General features: G+C 38.6%; 11 protein-coding genes. 8 read left to right on the plus strand and 3 right to left on the minus strand.

Features of this window, described 5'->3' with window-relative positions; genetic code table 11:
• Positions 1-26 precede the first annotated feature (26 nt).
• Positions 27-662 carry a lipoyl(octanoyl) transferase LipB gene (lipB, locus tag AC0UA9_RS10765; protein WP_475660211.1) on the plus strand — a complete coding sequence of 212 codons (636 nt, stop codon included), beginning with the start codon at positions 27-29 and terminating at the stop codon, positions 660-662.
• Positions 663-726: 64 nt separating this feature from the next.
• Positions 727-1,695, plus strand: coding sequence for a lipoyl synthase (lipA, locus tag AC0UA9_RS10770; protein ID WP_475660213.1), 969 nt, complete (start codon positions 727-729; stop codon positions 1,693-1,695).
• Between the two features lie 265 nt (positions 1,696-1,960).
• Here lipA and AC0UA9_RS10775 read toward each other — a convergent pair.
• Positions 1,961-3,129, minus strand: a protein-coding gene (locus AC0UA9_RS10775; protein WP_475659923.1) for an IS3 family transposase whose coding sequence is annotated in 2 segments (ribosomal slippage) — positions 1,961-2,880 and positions 2,880-3,129 — 1,170 coding nt in all. Because the reading frame shifts where the segments join, the coding sequence is not laid out codon by codon here.
• A 225-nt stretch (positions 3,130-3,354) separates the two neighbouring features.
• Here AC0UA9_RS10775 and AC0UA9_RS10780 point away from each other — a divergent pair.
• From AC0UA9_RS10780 to AC0UA9_RS10790, 3 genes are all read left to right on the plus strand, one after another.
• Complete coding sequence (locus AC0UA9_RS10780) at positions 3,355-3,738, plus strand: hypothetical protein (RefSeq protein ID WP_475659924.1); 384 nt, start codon at positions 3,355-3,357, stop codon at positions 3,736-3,738.
• A 161-nt stretch (positions 3,739-3,899) separates the two neighbouring features.
• Positions 3,900-5,186, plus strand: coding sequence for a S8 family peptidase (locus tag AC0UA9_RS10785; protein WP_475659926.1), 1,287 nt, complete (start codon positions 3,900-3,902; stop codon positions 5,184-5,186).
• A gap of 1,029 nt (positions 5,187-6,215) precedes the next feature.
• On the plus strand, positions 6,216-6,974 hold the full coding sequence (locus tag AC0UA9_RS10790; RefSeq protein WP_475659928.1) for a hypothetical protein: 759 nt from the start codon (positions 6,216-6,218) through the stop codon (positions 6,972-6,974).
• 127 nt (positions 6,975-7,101) lie between these two features.
• Here the strand turns inward: AC0UA9_RS10790 and AC0UA9_RS10795 are convergent, their stop codons facing one another.
• Together AC0UA9_RS10795 and AC0UA9_RS10800 are read right to left on the minus strand one after the other, a co-directional pair.
• On the minus strand, positions 7,102-9,495 hold the full coding sequence (locus tag AC0UA9_RS10795) for a Lon protease family protein (protein WP_475659930.1): 2,394 nt from the start codon (positions 9,493-9,495) through the stop codon (positions 7,102-7,104).
• A gap of 175 nt (positions 9,496-9,670) precedes the next feature.
• Entirely contained in the window at positions 9,671-10,156 is a 486-nt protein-coding gene (locus AC0UA9_RS10800; RefSeq protein ID WP_475659931.1) for a zinc ribbon-containing protein, read from the minus strand.
• Positions 10,157-10,406: 250 nt separating this feature from the next.
• Between AC0UA9_RS10800 and leuS the strand changes: the two genes are divergently transcribed.
• The 3 genes from leuS to holA are packed head-to-tail and all read left to right on the plus strand — an operon-like array spanning position 10,407 to position 14,748.
• Positions 10,407-13,073, plus strand: a complete 2,667-nt coding sequence (gene leuS / locus AC0UA9_RS10805) for a leucine--tRNA ligase (protein ID WP_475659932.1) — start codon at positions 10,407-10,409, stop codon at positions 13,071-13,073.
• A gap of 9 nt (positions 13,074-13,082) precedes the next feature.
• Positions 13,083-13,634 carry an LPS-assembly lipoprotein LptE gene (locus tag AC0UA9_RS10810; RefSeq protein ID WP_475659933.1) on the plus strand — a complete coding sequence of 184 codons (552 nt, stop codon included), beginning with the start codon at positions 13,083-13,085 and terminating at the stop codon, positions 13,632-13,634.
• A 34-nt stretch (positions 13,635-13,668) separates the two neighbouring features.
• Positions 13,669-14,748, plus strand: a complete 1,080-nt coding sequence (holA, locus tag AC0UA9_RS10815) for a DNA polymerase III subunit delta (RefSeq protein WP_475659934.1) — start codon at positions 13,669-13,671, stop codon at positions 14,746-14,748.
• The last annotated feature ends 22 nt before the right edge of the window (positions 14,749-14,770 follow it).

Genomic DNA, 14,770 nt, shown 5'->3' on the forward strand with positions numbered 1-14,770 from the left:
ACTTAATTGTTCGTCAATTAAATACTATGGATTACAGTAGAGTGTGGCATGCCATGCAAAACTTTACTGACAACCGTGATGAGCAAACACCGGATGAACTTTGGCTAGTTGAGCATCCCCCTGTTTTTACCCAAGGGCAAGCAGGTAAAGAAGAGCACCTACTCATGCCGGGTGATATTGAAGTGGTTAAAGTTGACCGTGGCGGCCAAGTAACCTACCACGGCCCTGGCCAGCAAGTGATATATTTTATGATTAACTTGCGACGCAAAAAAATAGGTATAAGGCAGTTGGTTACCCTTATTGAAGACGCTATTGTTGCTGCACTTAATGACTTCAACATCAAAGCTTATCCTAAGCCTGACGCCCCTGGGGTTTACGTTAACGATAAAAAAATTGCCTCACTTGGGCTAAGAGTTAGAAAAGGTTGCTCTTTTCATGGCTTAGCACTTAATGTAAACATGGATTTATCACCTTTTTTGCGGATAAACCCATGCGGTTATGCTGGTCTTGAAATGATTCAAACATGCGATATTCAAGGCCCACAAAATATGGCTGATGCCTCAAAGGCATTGGTTAAACATATCATCACTTTGTTAGCTGCTAACGAAGTGTCTTACCCAACAGGATTACCGAGCAATTATGAGCAACGACATGTCAAATAACACGATGCCAACGAGTGACAGCAAAGTAGTAAACGCTGACATTGCGGTAAAAAAATCATCTAAAATGGCGCCTGGTACAAAATTACGTGATGCCGATAAACTAGCGCACATCCCTATTCAGGTTGTCAGCTCTACCAAAGAAACCATGCTGCGCAAACCGAGCTGGTTGCGCATAAAGCTGCCCCGCTCTAGTGATAAAATTGATAGTATTAAGGCGAACTTGCGCAAAAATAACCTTCATTCTGTTTGTGAAGAAGCATCATGCCCTAATTTGGCTGAGTGTTTTAACCACGGCACAGCAACCTTTATGATTTTAGGTGATATTTGTACACGTCGTTGTCCATTTTGTGATGTTGGCCATGGTCGCCCATTAGCACCTAACAGTGAAGAGCCTAAAAAACTGGCAAATAGCCTAAAAGATATGGGCTTAAAGTATGTTGTTATTACCTCCGTTGACCGCGATGATTTACGTGATGGTGGCGCGCAACAATTTGCTGATTGTGTTAAAGAAATTGGCGAGCAAGCCCCCAACACTAAAGTAGAAATTTTAGTACCTGATTTTCGCGGCAGAATGGATAAAGCCCTTGAAATTTTGAACCAACATCCACCGCATGTGTTTAACCATAATATGGAAACAGCGCCTCGTCTTTACACTAAAGTTCGTCCCGGGGCAAATTACCAATGGTCGTTAGATTTACTTAAGCGTTTTGGCGAAGCTAATCCTACGGTGAATACCAAGTCAGGTTTAATGGTGGGTTTAGGTGAAACTAACGAAGAAATTTTAGAAGTGATGCAAGACCTGCGCGACCATGGTGTTAGCATGTTAACCATTGGGCAATACTTACAACCCAGTAAAGATCACCTTGCCGTTGAACGCTATGTTCACCCTGATGATTTTGCCATGTTCGAACGTGAAGCCAAGCGCATGGGTTATAAACATGCCGCTTGTGGGCCCTTAGTCCGTTCTTCATACCATGCTGATAAACAAGCTGCGGGTGAAGAAGTTGTGAGTTACAACGCTAAGGACTACTAAACAACGATGTTTTGTACTCACATCGTTATAGTGTACTGGCAGGTTGTCAGTTAATGGCAGGGAACATTCCTAAAATAAGGGAATTTCCCGCTGATGATCACTGCTGGCGAGTAGACGCCTTTGGTGCAATTCTTCGTAATCCCAATGTTCCTTCCGAACCTTTCATCCAAATCGTTATCAGTCCCTTTGTTGATAATGATTTACATACGGTGTTTTTCAAGATAGTTGACACTGTGACCTGGTCAAGTAAATTCAGTCACCCTAGTTAAGCTACTTTTTCTAACTCATTAATTTTCAATTCAAAATCATTTGGGCTTTGATACCTTAAGTAGGAATGCAATCGGTTACTGTTGTACCACATGGTTATGTAATTCATTACGTCCTGCTGTGCTTCATAGCGTGTTTCATAGTTTCTCCAATGAACACCCTCTTGCTTTAAACTACCAAAATAGCTTTCTGCAACGGCATTATCCCAGCAACAGCCTTTTTTACTCATACTGCCAATAAAACCATTATCTTTTAGTAAGTTTCTGTACTGGTGGCTTGCGTATTGAACACCTTGATCTGAATGAATAATAAGCCCTTTATCGGGTTTTCGTTGCCAAATAGCCATTGTTAACGCATCACAGACAAGTTGAGCTTTCATTCTTGACCCCATACTCCAACCAACGACCTTACGGGAATACAGGTCAATAACAACAGCTAAATAGAGCCAACCTTCTGCTGTCCAAATGTAGGTGATATCACCGACAAATGCTTGGTTCGGTTGCTCTGTGGTAAAGTTTTGTTCAAGCTCATTTTTATAGAGCGGTTTATTGTGATCGCTATTGGTTGTTGATTTATATTTCTTTTTGTAACGAACCCAAACATTAGCCTCTTTCATTAATTTGGCTACTTTCCATCGACTTACAGGGAAACTCAACGCATTCAGTACCGCTTTAATACGCCTTTCGCCATAGGTATTGTCACTAAATTTGGCAATATCTTTTACTAACTCAAGCATTTCTTGGTGCGTTGTATCATTTACTTTATCTGTATTACGCTTTTGATAACTATAATAATTATTACTTTTTACGCCCAATACCTGACACATTAATGTAACAGGCCAGATCTTCTTATATTGGGTAACAAACGAATATTTTACTTCGTTTCTTTTGCAAAGAAGACCGTCGCTTTTTTTAATATCTCACGCTCCATCTCCAGGCGCTTTACTTGGGCTTTTAATTTACGTATTTCTTCTTGATCGGGTGTTAGCTTACCGTTACCTCGAAAAGCTTGACCATCTTCACTTTCTTCTTCTTTAATCCAGCGACCAAGCATTTGAGGGCTGACACCTAAGTTTCTACTAGCCTCAGCAACACTAATATTTTGATCTATGACTAAAGAAATTGCATCAAGTTTAAATTCTTTGGTATATTTTTTACGTTTTGTCATTTCTCTTCTCCAGTTAAGCTTATTATGTCTTAACTGGGGTAGTCGAATCCATTAAACCACGTCAGGTTATATGCAACCTATAATATGTTTTACTTTTAGTTTAGCAAAACTAATAACTATCACTTCAAATATAGACTGAGACATTATATTATTCGCGTTAACTCGCACGAATTAACGTTGAGTTATTATCCATATAGAAAATTCTATTTCTCAAAAGGAAGTGTTATGAAAAATTTTAACAAAAGCTATTTACTTACCTTCGCATTATTATTTGGTTGTAATGAATCTAAAAATGATGGAATCGTTTGTGCAACGGTTAAGACACCCGCTTTATCTATAGATGTTAAAGATAAAGAAACGAAACAATCAGTTATTTGCGGTGCGACTATTATCATTGAAGATACAAACTACTCAGAAGAGTTATCAAACCCAAACTCTCAGACCTGCGAAAATAACTATGTGTTAAGCGGCGCGATAGAGCGTGAAGGCATATATAACGTGCATGTTTCTAAAGAAGGTTATTTAGATTGGTCAAAATACAATATAGAAGTAGCATCGGGTACATGTGGTGTAGAGACTGTTAATATTGAAGTTTTACTTGAAAAATAAAAAAGAAACAAATACCGAGGCTTTATTAATTATTTATAAAACAATTGATTAAGCCGAAAAAAACGATCTATAATAGACACTCACTTATCAAGGAAGATTAGTTGAAAAGTATGAACTTTCTTTCTTGATTGTAATAATTGCTAAAAATATGGATATATTTCATGAAAAGAAAACTAATCACTTTAGCATTTGCGCTGGTCTTAGCGTCAACCTCTATTTCATCTTTTGCAAAATCTGATATTGCCGAGTCCTATATAATTAAGTTTAATGATGTATTTATAGGAAAAACTCACATTCCAAAAGAACTTTTAAAGCAAGTTCACTCAGGGAAACTAAATAAAACATTCAAATCTGTCTTTTCTGGAGTTGTTTTAGATTTAACTGAAAAACAAGTTAAGCGCTTATCAAAAATGCCCTTTATCGATATGATAGAAAAAGATGCTATAACTGAAACCAATGTAGATAAGTGGGGGTTAGATAGAATTGACCAAAGAGATTTACCTTTAGACGATTCGTATAGTGTTACAAACGGGGGTAATGGTGCCAATATATACATAATAGATTCAGGTATTAATGTAAACCATAGTGAATTCGCTGGAAGGATTGGAACAGTAACTTCAACTATTTCAGGAGGTGCAACTGCTGATTGTAATGGGCATGGAACACATGTAGCAGGTATTGCAGCTGGGACAAACTACGGTGTAGCTCCTGATGCTACAATACATTCTATTCGTGTCACGTATGACTGTGGGAAAAATGGTCATGCTTCAGATGTTATTGAAGCATTTGAATGGGTAATAGATAATGGCCAACCAAATTCAATTATTAACTATTCCTCGACTTACCCTGGTTATTTAATCAAAAACGTTTTAGCTAGAGTAGTAAAAGCTGGGCATGTTGTTGTTACATCAGCTGGTAACAACGATAAAAACGCTTGTGATGACACTGACAATAAAAATAAAGCAGAGCATTCTATAATGGTGGCGTCGTCTACTAAACTAGATACTGAAAGTGTTGATAGCAACTTTGGCGCCTGTATAGACTTGTATGCTCCTGGGGATCTTATTTGGGCGGCAAATTATGATGACAATTCTAATTTAAGACTTTTGAGCGGAACATCAATGTCTTCACCTTTTGTGGCCGGTATAGCGGCAGGCTATAGGTCGGCACATCCAAATTCTTCTCCGCAGGAAGTTCTTCAAGCTATATCAGATGCTTCATCAACAGGAAAATTATCAGGAATTGTTTCAAATAGCCCAAATAAATTAGCATATAATGTTGTGCCTGCTCCGTCTGTCTACTGGCAGCCAACAGAGGAAATTTTTTATCCTGAACACGATTTTTACGTGGATGAACCCTTTCGTACATGTACTGCCGGAGAGCTAGCTTTAGTAACCGTTGGGCGAGATAGCTGGGGTTATTATCACCGTGTTTGGGAGTGTAAATAACTAAATGTATATTTAATTACTGTTAGTTTTAATATTTAAGCGACTCTAGGGATGGGTCGTTTTTTTATTCTTTAATTATTTTATAAACAGTAGCTCCGCCAATTCCTAATTGGGATTTTGCGCATCCCCTCGAAATCGGCACTAAGCCAATTTCGAGGACTTATTTCATATAAAATCTGTAAAGATAGATGTTGTTTTATGGGGGAAACTTAAAAAACACTGTCCTTTTAAAGCAATAATCTACGTAAAAAGACCATTTATTTAAACCTACACAATAAAACACCACTTAAATGAACCTAAAAAGTCTCTAAGGTTAATTTCGAGAGGGTGTTACAACCCCCCTAATTAAGCCATCACTTTGAATACAAATAAAAATAAGAATAAAATGGACTAAGCCAACGAAAAACCTAGCAGTTTCATAGTGACGGTTAGGTTTTGTTAGAGAATTTTTAATTAATGACTCTATTTCGTTCTTAGCTATATGTGTTCTTAATTTTGCAGACCAATCCATTAATAAGTCCTTAACAATGGAAGTTAGAGCTATATACTATCTTAACAAGCGGATAAGATATCTAACACAGGTTAATATTTTAGATTAAACTTTTTCTTTAAATTTGAGCTTATTTAATGAATCTTCAAGTAACTTTCCACTTTGGTCATATACTTTACATTCAACGTGGCTACTTAAATTTAAAATTTTATTTAAATCTCGTTCAATTGAAGGCATTGCCATAACATTGGCAATTTGCTTTACACTTAAATTGTACTCTTTCCTTAATTTAAGAGTAGCTAAAAGCTATGTAATAATGAATGTAATTGTTTAATATAGTACAACAGAACGTTGTAATTCACAGAAGTAAAGTAAATAAATTATGCATTCTCAAATAGTATACAAAGTTAACGACGAATCTTTTGTTTGGTAGTGACAATTAAACGTGTCACTACCGCACTTATTATTTGACATAGCCTGGTAAAGTAAATAGTCTTAAAGAAAACTTTACAAGAGAGATTAAGGGGTTAGCTGCACTTATGTCCAATAAACTATCCTTTATACTGTGCGCTATTTTGTTGCTCTTTTTCTCCGTTAGTAGCGATGGTCAAGAAAGCTATACCAAAGAGTTCGTTGACCTTTATACTTATATGGACAAACCGCCTTTTATTGTTGATAGCAGTAAAAAAATTGGTTTAAATTATGATTTTGCTAATTTCCTTAGCCAGCATTCAAAAAAATACACTTATCGCGTTGTACTAATCCCTAAACAGCGGGCATTGAAGTTGTTAATTAACCAAGGTGTTCTATTGTGGGTTGAGCCCAGTTGGGTTAACGATACGCAAAAAAATAAGTATTGGTGGATTGACGACTTAGTACCGGATACTGAGCTTTATATTACCAACGATGCTACCTTAAAATATAAAGATCTCACCACACTGATAGGAAAAAAGGTCGTTGGCGTGCGCGGTTATAGCTACTCAACATTGGAAGAAAGTATTCAACAACAAAAGATAACGCGTATTGATATAACAAAAGAAATTTTAGTGCCGTTGATGCTTTACAAAAACAGAGCAGACATTGGTATTATTGATGCTCATACCTATTTTTATTTTCAACAAAAATACCCGCTAATAGCGGCCAGGCTCTATATTTTAGAAGGCTACCAACGCAATTTTTTCAGAAGTATTTTAATTGCCAAAGCACAGGTAAATGTTAAAAATGATATTCATCACAGTTTATCGTCCAAAGCTGGTAAAGCTCATTGGTTGTCTATCAAAGATAAATGGTTGCACTGAGTAGCGACTACTGCCCAACCTGAATAGCCCACCTTTAATCTGAGCACCCTGTCGAAACCAATCTCGCAGCATTAAGTATTGATAAAACAACTCGCTAGGGCGCTTAAACTGTTAGCCACTATTGTCGTTACTCTTCATCTCCTTCGAGCAACTGCGCAAAGTGTGATAGTTTAGCTAAAGCTAACCCATGAATAGACTGTCGAGGGTAGCGACCGGTACTATTCATTTCGCCTGCTTTGGTTTGCATGAGTAACTCCAGTGCTTGGTCAATAGTTTCTACCGCATAAATAGCGAACTCTCCACGTTCAACGGCCTGAATTACCTCGGTGTCGAGCATTAAGTTGATTACATTAGTTTTGGGAATGATCACACCTTGCTTACCTGTTAACCCTTTGTCTTTACACAATTGAAAAAATCCTTCAATTTTTTCATTAGCGCCCCCAATGGATTGCACTTCACCGTGTTGGTTAATAGAGCCTGTAATCGCTAAGCTTTGATCAATAGGTAATAAAGTGATCGCAGAGATCAAGGCACAAAGTTCGGCCATAGAAGCACTATCTCCGTCGATATGGCCATAAGATTGTTCTATGGCAATATTTGCTGAAATAGCAACAGGGAAGTTTTGCCCATATTTATGCCCTAGGTAACCTGTGAGTAATAAGACACCTTTGGAGTGGATCGACTTGCCTAAATCAACCTCACGTTCAATATCAGTAACCCCCTGACTTCCGGCATAAACTGTCGCGGTGATACGTGCCGGCGTCCCAAAAACACTGTCGCCAATTTCTAAAACAGTTAAGCCATTGACCTTACCGATAAATTGTCCTTCGGTGTTGATCAGTACTTGTTGTTCTTTAATTTCATCAAGCCAGGTTTCACTTAAGCGACCAGTACGACGTTTTTTTGCCGCGAGCGCCATGGCAACATGCGTTGAGTTCAATGTGCCAACAGCGCCACTTTTATGCCACCAATAATTCGCTTCATCTAATAAGTCGTTTGTTTGCACAATATTGGCAGAAATTTTATGTTGATGCTCTGCCCGTCTGAGCGCATAACGTACTAATTCAAGTACTGCTGCGTCGTCAACTTCAGGGTAATGGTATTTTTGCGCACGTTGACGAATTAAATTACCAAACGCGATCAGGTTGTCATCCGTTTTGTCGAGGTGGCGATCAAAGTCAGCTAACACTCTAAATAATTCGGTAAACTCTTGGTCGTAATCTTGTAAAGTATAATAAACTTCAGCGTCACCAAGTAAAATAACCTTGATCGCTAATGGAATTTTTTCAGGTTGTAAGCTATAAGCACCTGGCTGGCTTAATTCAGAGTAAGGGTTTTCTATGGTTATTTGCCCTGTTTTAAGCGCTAGTTTTAACCGAGACCAAACCAAAGGTTGTGTTAGCAATTTGTCAACATCAAGTAATAAGTAGCCCCCATTGGCTTTATGCAAAGCCCCAGGGCGAATGAGCCGATAACTGGTGTAAACACTGCCTTGAGAGCTTGAGTAATCAACATGGCCAAACAAGTTTTGAAAAGTAGGGTTTTGCTCATAAATAACCGGCGCCCCGTCGTTTTCATTTCTCGCGACCAATAAGTTTGGCAGGAAACGCTCAACCATTAATTTACGTAATTCTTTGTCACTTGGCCTGTCTTCTTCGTTACTGACTAAAATTTCTAATGACGCATCAACGATATTATTCTTTACTTTAGTTAAATATTTCAATATCCCTGGGTTTTCTTTAAACTCTTGCGCTAATTCTTGTAAATAAGGCTGTATCGCTTGCTCTGCTGTTTCTATTTTTAGCTTACGTAGTAAGTCTGATGATTTTCGTTTCCATAAGGGCAGCTCAATTAACTGCTCTGCCAACACCACTTCCATTTCAGTTAGAATTTGATAAAACTGTGTCCGCTCGGTATCAGAAATTTCAGCAAATTCTTTATCATTTAATGGTTTTCCATCAACTAATGGGGCAAAACTAATTTCACCGTTTTCTTCAAATAATGAAATGTTATTTTGCAAGGCAATGGCTTCAACCACAGCAATCGCCTCGTCATATTTTTTGTTAAAATCACGGTCTATCACCGACTTATGTCTTTGGTAGCTGGGGTTGTCAAAAATTTCAGGAAACAGATCCATTAATTCATCAATAAATTTGTTCATTCTTGACAAGAGTTGTTTGCCATCACCTGGGTTAACATACAGCTTATACGGTGCATGGTTCTCGTCAAAATTATTAATATAGCACCACTCTACGGGGGTTTTTTGCGTTTTCGCTAAACTCGCTAACATTTGCTTAATTAAGGTTTGCCTACCTATACCGTGCTCTCCCATAGCGAAAACATTAAAGCCGATAGATGACATTGAAAGGCCAAAGTCTAATGCTTCTTTGGCACGTTCATGGCCAACAAAAATTTGTTGGTGCTTATCGGTGTTTTTATTTTGGCAGAAAAGATCGCTAGATAAAGTTGAACTAAGTTGTGCAGCAGTAAGTTTACATTGCAGAGCAGGTGTTATGATCATGTAGTTCCTTGAGAAGATAACTTTTTTAAATTGTGGCACGAGAAAAACAATGGCAATAGTGTACTCGTTAACGGTTAAGCGAACAATATAAAGCTAATTTCCACCAAGTTAATTTACCCGCGACTTAACGACAATATTGCTGAGCTGGCAATAAGCAAATATTAAAGTATTGAGGCTAAGGATCTAAAGGCAGACGAATAAAGCTATTGCCGCCACAGCGGGTGCATTCAGTGACTTCACTCAGGTAAACAATATGTTTTGTTTCATCACAGTCTTGGCAGACCAACTCTCCAAAACCAATGATATCGCCGGTATGGTATATGCCGTCGTGTTCAAAGTCTTCTACTAGCTCGGCCCATTCAACTTGTGATTTGTCGGTTAACTGAGCAAGGTTTGACCATAACGTTTCTTTAAGCAAGCCTAAATAGGTTGAACTTTTAGCTTCCGCTTGATTTTGCTGATAAAAATCATATAAATCTAGTTTTAAGTTATGGGTAAATTGATTAAGCTTTTCTTCTGACATATCTCCTGCGGCTTGGGCATATAACTTTGCCTGCTTTATTAATTCCATTACCCTAGGCTTTTGCTCTATTTTCACTTCATTAAGCCAGCGATTAAGATCTTGATAAACTTGCATCAGATACTCTTTCTTGTCAGACATACTTACTTCCTATTACGTTTATTAATTGCCTTGTTAAACACAATGGTAACGCTACTTAACCACAGTATAGACAAAATTTTGCTCTAACAGACAAAATTGCCAATTAAGCTTGTTGTTAACACGCTAGATAAGGTATTCTATCGTGATAATGTAAACTGAATTTTATTTTGTGTTTTAACGACTTTTTTACCATAAAAAAGCAAGTTAAACACGCTCAAATAACACCTAAAACAGCGTTAGAGACCCCTTAATGGAAGCCATTTATAATCCCCAATCGATTGAAGCAACAGTACAAAAGTTTTGGACTGACAACGACACATTTACAGCAATAGAAGACGATAGCAAAGAGAAGTTTTATTGTCTCGCCATGTTTCCATACCCCAGTGGTCGATTACACATGGGCCATGTACGTAACTACAGCTTAGGTGATGTTATTTCACGTTACCAGCGTATGCAGGGTAAAAATGTAATGCAACCTATGGGTTGGGATGCTTTTGGTTTACCGGCTGAAAATGCTGCAATTAACAATAACAGTGCCCCTGCTGCATGGACTTATAAAAATATTGACTATATGCGTAACCAGTTAAAATCATTAGGTTTTGGTTATGACTGGAGCAGAGAGCTAGCAACCTGTAAACAAGATTATTATCGCTGGGAGCAATGGTTTTTTACTCAGCTATATGAAAAAGGCTTAGTGTATAAGAAAAATGCGACCGTCAACTGGGATCCTGTTGATCAAACCGTGCTTGCCAACGAGCAAGTTATTGACGGTCGGGGTTGGCGCTCTGGCGCGCTTGTTGAGAAGAAAGAGATTCCACAGTGGTTCATAAAAATTACCGATTATGCACAAGAACTACTTGATGATTTAGATAAACTCACTGATTGGCCCGAACAAGTAAAAGCCATGCAACGCAACTGGATTGGGCGTTCGCAAGGCGTTGACATGACTTTTCAAATTGACGGTTTAGTTGAAGGGGAACAAGCAAGCTTTGATATATACACCACTCGCCCTGACACCTTAATGGGGGTGACTTATGTAGCACTTGCTGCCGAACACCCACTTGCCTTAATCGCCGCCAAAAATAACACTGCATTAGCGGATTTTATTCAAGAATGTAAAGGCAACCAAACCACTGAAGCCGATATGGCTACTATGGAGAAAAAAGGCGTTGATACAGGTCTACAAGCTATTCACCCGTTGACCGGAGAACTTGTGCCCGTTTGGGCTGCTAACTTTGTATTAATGGATTATGGCTCAGGAGCGGTTATGTCTGTGCCAGGCCACGACCAACGTGACTATGAATTTGCAACCAAGTATGGCCTTGACATCAAGCAAGTCATTGTTCCCTCAGAGCCAAGTAATGACAGCAGTAATGTGGCTAACGCCCCGGTTGCAGACATCAGCAAAGCCGCTATTACTGAAAAGGGTATTTTAATCAATTCTGGTGAGTTTGACGGCTTAAATTTCGAACAAGCATTTACTGCCATTAGTGATAAATTAGCCAGTGAAAACAAAGGTAAAGTAACCACTAATTTCCGTTTAAGAGACTGGGGCGTTTCACGTCAACGTTATTGGGGTACTCCTATTCCCATGATAAACCTTGCAAATGGTGAGTCGGTACCTGTGCCTGAAAACGAGTTACCTGTAGTATTACCTGAAGAGGTGGTAATGAATGGTGTAACCTCGCCGATAAAAGATGACCCAACATGGGCACAAACCACTTATAATGGTGAAGCCGCATTGCGTGAAACCGACACCTTTGACACCTTCATGGAGTCTTCATGGTATTACGCCCGTTATTGCTCGCCCAACGATAACACCCAAATGCTTGACCCAGCCAAAGCCAATTACTGGTTGCCAGTTGATCAGTATATTGGTGGTATTGAACATGCTATCTTACATTTACTTTACTCGCGCTTTTATCATAAGTTGTTACGTGATGTTGGCTTAGTAGCAAGTGATGAACCTTACAAAAAGTTATTATGTCAAGGCATGGTATTAGCCGACACTTATTACCGTGAAGCAGATAACGGCGCACAAGAGTGGATTGCGCCAAGTGATGTTAGCGTTGAGCGTGACGATAAAGGCGATATTATTTCAGCTATCAGTAATATTGATGGTGAACCTGTGATATCTGCTGGCATGAGTAAAATGTCAAAGTCTAAAAACAATGGTATTGATCCACAAGAAGTCATCAATAAATATGGTGCTGACACTGTACGTTTATTTATTATGTTTACTTCCCCACCAGAGCAAACACTAGAATGGTCTGATGCGGGCGTTGAAGGTGCGCATCGCTTTGTTAAGCGTGTCTATAAAATAGTACATGACTTTAATGAAAACCATGGCGCACAGTTATCTGAGTTAAGCTTAAAATTAAACCAAAACTTAACATTGACTTCGCAGCAGAAAAACCTGCGCCGCGAGTTACATAAAACAATTGCGAAAGTGACCGATGACATAGGCCGTCGTAATACTTTCAATACCGCTATAGCTGCCATCATGGAGTTAATGAACCACTTAAATAAAGCGCCACTTGCCAGTGACGAAGACCAAGTTGTGATGCTTGAGTCTTTACGCGCAGTCGTGTTGATGTTAACGCCAATTACACCGCACATGTGTCACTATTTATGGAATACGTTAACGCAACAAACGAGTCCTACCAATGCAAATTCAGTGGAAAACGCACCATGGCCAATCGTTGATGAAAGTGCTTTAGTGGAAGATGAAAAACTTATTATTGTTCAAGTCAATGGTAAGTTACGTGCAAAAATAACGGTTGCTGCAGATGCCAGTAAAGACGTGGTTGAAGCCTTAGGTTTAAAAGAGGAAAGCGTATTAAAATTCACCGAGGGCTGTACTATCCGCAAAGTGATATATATTCCAGGTAAATTATTAAATATTGTCGCTAACTAAGAGCACACTATGATAAACATTTCACCCAAGCAGTATGGAAGTAGCAGACCCTCTAAACACAGGCGTAGTTTATTGCTGGTACTCTTATTGACTAGCTTATTAAGTGCTTGTGGCTTTCATCTGCGCGGTGATTATTTACTCAGTGATGAATTGCAAACTCTGTATGTTAGTTCAAGTGATGTTCATGGCGAACTAACCCGCTTAGTTAAACTGCACCTTACTAACAACCAAGTAAAGGTACTTAAGCATAAAAGCGCTAAAGATCCCGAGCTACGAATCGTCTCTGATAAGCTTGATAGAAGAACATTATCTGTTTTTCAAAATGGTCAAGTCGCTGAGTATGAATTAATTTACTCGGTTCATTATCAGCTACGCTTTAGCCCTGAAGAAGGCAAGCCACTTGAAGAACCGCTAGATTTTACCTTTGAATTAAACCGTGATTATCAAGACGATCCTAATTTTGCCCTAGCAAAATCTCGCGAGCTGTCATTACTGCTAAGTGAAATGAGAAAGGCTGCTGCTGATAAAATTTTGCGGGACATGGCACGAATTCAACGCTAATAGAGCTAACTTAGGTTAAATAAACAATACTTTTATGAAAATTTATCATAACCAGTTACAAGCCACACTTATGCAAAGGTTTATCCCTGTGTGGTTAGTTTTTGGTGATGAGCCTTGGCAAAAAAATGATAGCTTAGCCACCATTAAAAACCACGCTTTACAGCAAGGTTTTAATGAGGTTATTCGCTTTAGCAGTGATAATAGCTTTGATTGGCAGTTATTGATTGACGAATATCAATCAATGAGTTTATTCTCTAACCAACGCATTATTGAAGTTGAATTTAACTCGGTTAAAATTGGCGACAAGGGCAACAACACGTTATTAGCCTTAAGTGAATTAATGACCAAAAACGCCGCTGTACAGGATGTTATTTTCATTTTTCACGGACCTAAACTTGACGGGCCTAGCGCAAATAGGAAATGGTTTAAAACCTTAACTCAACTAGGCTGCTACCTCCCCTTATACGACATAGAGGCAAAGCACCTCCCCCGCTGGCTACAAACGCAAGCCCGAAACCACAATGTTAATTTAGCCAGTGAATTATCGTCACTATTAATCACGCTCTGTGAAGGTAATTTACTTGCCTTAGACCAAGAGCTACAAAAGCTGGCATTATTATTCCCTAATAATAAAATACACCCTAACCAGCCAGCAATTAGCTTATACGATGCCGAACATTTAGTGACTAAGCAGGCTAAGTTTAACCCATTTCAAATAATTGATGCGTTGTTATTAGGACATTGTGAAAAGTGCATTCTGATGTTAGATCAATTACAACAAGAAGGTGTCGCTGTTGGACAAATTACCTGGGTACTTCATAAAGAAGTAAAGCAACTTTATGCCATGTTAACCGCCTTAGCACAAGGAAAATCGCTTAATGAGTTATATAAAGAATACCGTATTTGGGATAAACGAAAACCCTTATACCAACATGCCCTAACCCACATTAGTTTGCCTAATGTAAAGCTGACTATCGTGCGCCTTGCTGAAATTGACTTGATCAGTAAAACCAGCAGTGAGTTTAACGCCTTTATTTTATTGGCTGATGTTTGTGTTAGCCTTTACCATGGTGAAACAACAAAGCACTTTTCGTTAAATTATGAGTACAGTTAATCATGCACCTAGTCATTAGGTA

Source organism: Colwellia sp. F1 (assembly GCF_056238625.1).

Coding starts and splice junctions, on each gene's coding strand:
- lipB (WP_475660211.1), top strand. CDS start 27: ATGGATTACAGTAGAGTGTGGCATGCCATGCAAAACTTTACTGACAAC.
- lipA (WP_475660213.1), top strand. CDS start 727: ATGGCGCCTGGTACAAAATTACGTGATGCCGATAAACTAGCGCACATC.
- AC0UA9_RS10780 (WP_475659924.1), top strand. CDS start 3,355: ATGAAAAATTTTAACAAAAGCTATTTACTTACCTTCGCATTATTATTT.
- AC0UA9_RS10785 (WP_475659926.1), top strand. CDS start 3,900: ATGAAAAGAAAACTAATCACTTTAGCATTTGCGCTGGTCTTAGCGTCA.
- AC0UA9_RS10790 (WP_475659928.1), top strand. CDS start 6,216: ATGTCCAATAAACTATCCTTTATACTGTGCGCTATTTTGTTGCTCTTT.
- AC0UA9_RS10795 (WP_475659930.1), bottom strand. CDS start 9,495: ATGATCATAACACCTGCTCTGCAATGTAAACTTACTGCTGCACAACTT.
- AC0UA9_RS10800 (WP_475659931.1), bottom strand. CDS start 10,156: ATGTCTGACAAGAAAGAGTATCTGATGCAAGTTTATCAAGATCTTAAT.
- leuS (WP_475659932.1), top strand. CDS start 10,407: ATGGAAGCCATTTATAATCCCCAATCGATTGAAGCAACAGTACAAAAG.
- AC0UA9_RS10810 (WP_475659933.1), top strand. CDS start 13,083: ATGATAAACATTTCACCCAAGCAGTATGGAAGTAGCAGACCCTCTAAA.
- holA (WP_475659934.1), top strand. CDS start 13,669: ATGAAAATTTATCATAACCAGTTACAAGCCACACTTATGCAAAGGTTT.